Annotated in this window: 1 protein-coding gene; it reads left to right on the forward strand. The window is 72.3% G+C overall.

Translation table 11 applies throughout. From position 1 onward, the window contains the following. Positions 1 to 7,358 (forward strand): amino acid adenylation domain-containing protein (locus ACFV2X_RS54915; RefSeq protein ID WP_385631706.1); only part of this gene is annotated, 7,358 nt, incomplete at both ends.

The raw sequence follows: 7,358 nt of genomic DNA on the forward strand, positions 1-7,358 counted from the left end.
GTGGCGGCCCAGCAGTTCGGATACTGGCGTCAGGCGCTGGCCGGGGTACCCCAGCCGCTCCCGCTGCCCACCGACCGCCCCCGCCCGCCCCTCGCAAGCCGCAACGGCGACATGGTCGAGTTCCCGATCGAGCCCGCCCTGCGTGACGCGCTGGAGGAACTGGCCCGTACGCATCAGGCGACCGTGTCCATGGTCCTCCAGTCGGCGCTGGCGGTCCTGCTGCACCGGCTGGGCAGCGGCGAGGACATCACGCTCGGCTGCTCCATCGCGGGCCGCACCGACGAGGCCCTCGCGGATCTGGTGGGCTTCTTCGTCAACACCTGGGTGCTGCGGGCCGACGTGTCAGGGAACCCCTCCTTCGAGCAACTGCTGGGCCGGGTCCGGGAAGCGGCGCTCGCCGCCTACAACAACCAGGACGTCCCGTTCGAGCGGCTGGTCGAACTGCTCAACCCCGAGCGCTCCACCGCCTACCACCCCCTCTTCCAGGTGGCGTTCACCTGGCAGAGCCAGGCCCGCGTCGACCTGGAGCTGCCCGGGGTGAGCGGATCGCTCGAAGGGGTCAGGACCGGGACCGCGAAGTTCGACCTGGAGTTCAGTTTCGCCCACGACCCGGACGGGCCGGGAATGCTCTGCCAGCTCGAATTCGCCACGGACCTGTTCGACCGAGTGACGGTCGAGGCGATGGGGGACCGGCTCCTCAGGGTGCTGCGGCAGGTGCTGGCGGAGCCGGGCCTGCCGGTGGGCACGGTGGACGTGCTCGCCCCGGAGGAGCGGGACCGGCTGCTGTCGGAGGTGAACGACACGGGCGTCCCCGTGTCCGAGGCGCCGGTCGCCGAGCTGTTTGAGCGTCGGGTGGCGGAGCGGTCGGGGTCGGTGGCGTTGGTGTGTGGTGGGGAGTCGGTGTCGTACGGGGAGCTGGACGGGCGGGCGAACCGGCTGGCGCGGTTGCTGGTGGGGCGTGGTGTGGGTCCGGAGTCGGTGGTGGGGGTGGCGCTGCCGAGGTCGTCGGAGTGGGTGGTGGCGGTGCTGGCGGTGGTGAAGGCGGGTGGTGCGTATCTGCCGGTGGATCCGGCGTATCCGGGGGATCGGGTCGGGTTCATGGTGGCGGATTCCGGGGCCTGTCTGATGGTCGCGGACGCGGCGACGGCCGGTGAACTTCCGGAGCTGTCGGTCCCGGTGCTGCGCCTCGACGACCCGCATACCGTCGGGGCGCTGGCCGACGCCGACCCTGCGCCCCTCGCGGACACGGACCGGCTGGGCCCCGTGTCGATGGCCAACACCGCCTACGTCATCTACACCTCCGGATCCACCGGCCGCCCCAAGGGCGTCGCGGTCACCCAGCGAGCCCTCGTCGGGCTGGCCCTGGACCGCCGCTGGCGCAACGGCTCACACAAGCGCATTCTGCTGAAGTCACCGTTCCAGTTCGATGCGTCCGTCTGGGAACTGTGGGCTCCTCTGCTGGGCGGAGGCCGGGTCGTGGTGGCACGGGACGGGGCCCTGGACCCGGCCACGCTCGCTGCGTATGTGGCAGAGCACGGCGTGACCTCGGTCTTCCTGACCGTCGCGCTGTTCGACCTCCTGGTGCGGGAGGACGCCCGCTGCCTGGCGGGGCTGCGGGAGGTGTGGGTGGGCGGCGACCAGGTCTCGCCGTCGGCGATCCGGCAGGCACAGGAGGTGTGCCCGGACACGACGTTCGTCAACGGATACGGTCCGACGGAGACGACGGTGTACGCCGTCTGCGGCCCGCACCACCCGGCTCGGGCCGTGGCCCGTGAGGACGTCCCCATCGGTCGGCCCATGGACAACATGCGTGCCTACGTCCTGGACAGCCGGCTGCGGCCGGTGCCGCCAGGGGTGCCCGGCGAGCTGTATCTGGCCGGGACGGGGCTGGCACGGGGATATGTGGACCGGGCGGCGCTGACTGCGGAACGCTTCGTGGCCTGCCCGTTCGCCGACCCGGGTGAGCGGATGTACCGCACCGGGGATGTCGTGGCGTGGACGCCGGACGGCCAACTCGTCTTCCAGGGGCGGGCCGACGCGCAGGTGAAGGTGCGCGGCTACCGGATCGAGCCTGGGGAGGTCGAGGCGGCCCTCGCATCGCACCCGAGGGTGGCACAGGCCGTGGTGGTCGCCCGAGAGGTCGCGGGGGCCGGCGGGAGCAAGCAACTGGTGGGCTATGTCGTGCCCGCCGGTGCGGACACGGCCGGCTTCGGCGACGTTGAAGAGCTGCGCGACTTTGACTTCGACCTCAGCGCCGGGCTGTCGGTGAATGAGCTGCGACGGTTCCTGTCGGGGCGGTTGCCGGAGTTCATGGTGCCGTCGGCGTTCGTGGTCCTGGGGCGGCTGCCCCTGACACCGAACGGCAAGGTGGACCGGCGGGCACTACCCGACCCGGAGTTCACCGGTGCGGTGTACCGGGCGCCGCGCAACCCGCTGGAGGAGACACTGGCCGCGGTCTTCTGCGAGGTGTTGGGAGTCAACAGGGTCGGCATCGACGACGACTTCTTCGGAGCGGGCGGAGACAGCATCCGGTCCATCCAGGTGGTGTCGCGGGCGCGGGCGCGCGGGGTGGAGCTCAGCGCCCGGGACGTCTTCGAGCGCCGAACTGTCGCCAGGCTGGCCGAGGCGGTGAACGGCCGTGGCCGCCCCGAGGGGCATGAACCCGGGACCCGGCCGCGCCCGTCGGACGCCCCACTCGTGCCGGTCGGCTCCCGCGAGCTGGAGGCGTGGCGGGGCCGTTATCCGGGCCTGGCGGACGTATGGCCGCTGGCTCCGCTCCAGGAGGGGCTGCTGTTCCACGCGATGCTGGCCGATGCCGCCTTCGACGCGTACCACGTGCAGTTCGTGGTGCATCTGTCCGGACGGGTGGATCCGGACCGGTTGTGTGCGGCGGGGCAGGCGCTGCTCGACCGGCACGCCAATCTGCGGAGCGCGTTCGTCAACACCGACTCCGGAGACCCGGTGCAGTTGGTCGTCGACGGCGTCCGGCTGCCCTGGCACCACATCGACCTCGGCGGAGTCGACGAGGCGGAGCGCGACGAGGCGCTTGAGCGGTTCCTCGCCGAGGACCGCGGCATCCCCTTCGACCCGGCCGCTCCGCCGATGCTGCGGCTCGCGCTGGTCATACGGGACCACGAGCGGTCGGAGCTGGTCGTCACCGCGCATCACGTGCTGTTCGACGGGTGGTCCGTGCCGGTGCTGTTGCAGGATCTGCTGCGGCTCTACGAGTCCGGCGGCGCCCCGGCGGCGCTGCCCGCGCCCCCTGCTTTCCGGGACTACCTGGCGTGGCTGTCCGAGCAGGACCAGGACGCGTCGGCAGGGGCATGGGCGGCCGAGCTGGACGGGGTCGACGAGCCCACGCTGCTGGCGGCCGGGAAACAAGGGGAGGACCGTAAGGCGGGCCTCGGCCTGGTGGACGTCCCGCTCTCGGTGGACACCGCGCGCGAACTGGCGCGGCGCGCCGCCGGACTCGGGGTCACCCTGAACACCGTCGTCCAGGCGGCGTGGGGCGTGCTGCTGGGGCGGCTCACCGGCCGGCAGGACGTGGTGTTCGGCGCCACCGTCTCCGGGCGGCCACCCGCCGTGCCGGACGTCGACTCCATGGTCGGGCTCTTCATCAACACCGTGCCGGTGCGGGTGCGGTGCTCCCCGGACACCACCCTCGCCGAGCTGATGACCGGGTTGCAGAAGCGGCAGGCCGCGCTGCTTGACCACCACCACTACGGGCTGGCCGACATCCAGCGGACCACCGGACTGGCGGCTCTGTTCGACACCATCATCGGATTCGAGTCGTACCCGTTCGACCGCGGAGGCATCGAGGAGGCGAGCACCGCCGCAGGCCTCGCGACCACCGGGGTCGCGACATCGGGCGGCACCCACTACCCGCTGGCCGTGCTGGCCCTCGAGGACCCCCATCTGCGGCTCGCCGTGCAGTATCACCAGGACACGTTCGATCGGGACGCGGTCGATGCGATCGCGGCCCGGTTCGCCCGGGTGCTGCACCAGGTGGTGGCGGACCCGGGAGTACCGGTCGCTGTGACGGACGTGCTGGACGCCGAGGAGCGGGACTGGCTGCTGACCGGCCTGAACGACACGGCCGCCGCCACGGTGGAGGCGGACACCGTTCCCGGGCTGTTCGGGCGTCGGGTGGCGGAGCGGTCGGGGTCGGTGGCGTTGGTGTGTGGTGGGGAGTCGGTGTCGTACGGGGAGCTGGACGGGCGGGCGAACCGGCTGGCGCGGTTGCTGGTGGGGCGTGGTGTGGGTCCGGAGTCGGTGGTGGGGGTGGCGCTGCCGAGGTCGTCGGAGTGGGTGGTGGCGGTGCTGGCGGTGGTGAAGGCGGGTGGTGCGTATCTTCCGGTGGATCCGGCGTATCCGGGGGATCGGGTCGGGTTCATGGTGGCGGATTCGGGGGCCTGTCTGATGGTCGCGGACGCGGCGACGGCCGGTGAACTTCCGGAGCTGTCGGTCCCGGTGCTGCGCCTCGACGACCCGCATACCGCCGAGGCGCTGGCCGGGGCCGACCCTGCGCCCCTCGCGGACACGGACCGGCTGGGCCCCGTGTCGATGGCCAACACCGCCTACGTCATCTACACCTCCGGATCCACCGGCCGCCCCAAGGGCGTCGCCGTCACCCACGCCGGGCTGGCGAGCCTGCTGAGCACGCACCTGGGGCGGCTGGACGTCACGCCCGAGAGCCGGATCCTCCAGTTCGCCTCGCCCAGCTTCGACGCCTCCGTCTGGGAGCTGTGCATGGGCGTGCTGTCCGGCGCCACCCTGGTCCTGGCCGACCGGCATGCGCTGGCGCCCGGCGCGCCGCTGGAGAGGACGATCAGCGACCAGCGGGTGACGCATGTGACGCTTCCGCCGCCAGTGCTGGCGACGCTGTCGGACGGAGCGCTGCCGACGGTCGAGACGCTGGTGGTCGCGGGAGACGCGTCCTCACCGGATCTGGTGGCGGCCTGGTGCGACGGCCGTCGCATGATCAACGCGTACGGGCCCACCGAGACCACGGTGTGCGCCACGATGAGCCCGCCCCTGACGGGTGACGGCCGTGTGCCGTCCATCGGCGGGCCGGTCACCAACGCACGGGTCTTCGTGCTGGACGCCGGGCTGCGGCCGGTGCCGCCGGGCGTGCCGGGCGAGCTGTACGTGGCGGGGCCGGCCCTGGCGCGGGGCTATGTGCGCCGGGCCGCGCTGACCGCGGAGCGCTTCGTGGCCTGCCCGTTCGGCGAGCCGGGCGAGCGCATGTACCGCACCGGGGACCTGGTCCGCTGGAACGCCGACGGACAACTGGAGTACGTCGGCCGCACGGACGCCCAGACCAAGATCCGCGGGTTCCGGGTCGAGCCGGGAGAGGTCGAGGCGGCGCTGACGTCGCACCCCGGGGTCGCCCAGGCCGTGGTCGTCACGGACGAGGACCCCGCCGGCGACCAGCGGCTGGTCGCCTACGCGGTGCTCGGCGCGGACGGGGCCGGTCTCGGCGGCGCCGCTGACAAGATCGACGCGTGGCGGCAGGTACACGACCGGGTGTACGCGACCCCCGGCGCGGCGTGGGGCGAGGACTTCAGCGGGTGGGACTCCCGCTACACCGGCGAGCCGATTCCCCTTCCGGAGATGACCGCGTGGCGCGACGCGGCGGTGGAGCAGATCCTGTCCTGGTCCCCCCGGCGGCTCTTGGAGATCGGCGTGGGCACCGGGCTGCTGATGGCGAAGATCGTCCCCACGGTGGAGGAGTACTGGGCGACGGACCTGTCGTCCTCGGTCACGGACCGCCTTCGCGAGCAGGCCGCACAGGCGGGGTACGCCGAGCGGGTTCGGCTTCGCTGTCAGACGGCGGACGACGCGACCGGACTGCCGCACGGGCACTTCGACACGGTCGTGCTGAACTCCGTCGTGCAGTACTTCCCTGACGCCGTCTACCTGGACCGTGTGCTGCGGCAGGCCATGGAACTCCTCGCCCCGGGCGGCCGGATCGTGGTCGGTGACGTACGGAACGCGGGCTCACTGCGGCTGTTCCGGGCCGGTGTGCACCAGGCGCGGCATCCGGACGCCTCGCCCTCGGTCGTACGCGCCGCCGTCGCCAGGGCGATACGGGCGGAGAAGGAACTGCTCATCGACCCGGAGTGGTTCACCCGCTGGGCCGACAGGAACGGCGCCGGCGCGGTCGATGTCCGTCTGAAGCCCGGGCGGGCGCACAACGAACTCACCCGGCACCGTTACGAGGTCGTCCTGCACAAGACGCCGGTGGACGCGATGCCGCTGCGTGACGTCCCGACCTGGCAGTGGGGCGAGCAGCTCGGAGACCTGGCCGGAATAGCCGAGTTCCGCCGCGCCCAGGGCGACACACCGGTGCGGATCGCCCGGATCCCGAACGCCAGGCTGACCGGAGAGGCCGGGGCAGCCGCCGCGGCCTCGGTGATCGACGCGCCGGCGACCGCGCCCCGGCCCGTCGACCCGTACGACCTGTGTGCCTGGGCGGCTCAGCAGGGCTGGGACACGCTCGTGACCTGGTCGACCAACGCGGTCGAGTGCTTCGACGTGATCGTCTTCTCCGGAGGCCGCCGTGACGGCCGGGTACTGACCGGAGGATTCCTCCCCTCCCGGCGCCCCGGCCGGACACTGACGAACGACCCCGCGGGGACCCGCGAGCCCGGAAGCGCGGCCACCGCACTGCGCGAACACGTGGCGGAGCTGCTGCCCGATTACCTGGTGCCCTCGGCCGTGATGGTCGTCTCCGAGGTGCCCCTGACCCCGAGCGGCAAGCTGGACAAGCGGGCGCTTCCGGCGCCCGACTACGGCGGAGCGGCCGATGGCGGGGAGCCCCGCACACCCCAGGAAGAGGTCCTCTGCGGGCTCTTCGCCGAGGTGCTGGGGCTGGAACGCGTCGGCGTCGACGACAACTTCTTCGCCCTCGGCGGCCATTCGCTGCTGGCGACCAAGCTCATCCGCAGGATCCGCGCCGAGCTGAACGTCGAGATCTCCGTCAAGTCGGTGTTCGACTCCGGGACCGCCGCCGAACTGGCGAAGCTGTTGTCGACGGGCCTGTGGGTGCGTCCGAAGCTCCGGCGCGCCGAGGTACGGCCGGACCGTCTGCCCCTGTCCTTCGCGCAGCGCCGGATGTGGTTCATCCACCGCTTCGAGGGGCCATCGGCCAGCTACAACTCCCCGCTGCGGGTGCGGTTGAGGGGTGAGTTGGATGTGGCTGCGCTGGGGTTGGCGGTGCGGGATGTGGTGGGGCGGCATGAGAGTCTGCGGACGGTGGTCGTCGAGGATGAGGGGGGTGTGCCGTTTCAGCGGGTGGTGCCGCTGGAGGAGGTGGGGGTGCGGGTCCCGGTGGTGGAGACCGGCCCGGGGGAGCT

Origin of the sequence: Streptomyces sp. NPDC059679 (assembly GCF_042734105.1) — a bacterium.
Taxonomy (GTDB): domain Bacteria; phylum Actinomycetota; class Actinomycetes; order Streptomycetales; family Streptomycetaceae; genus Streptomyces.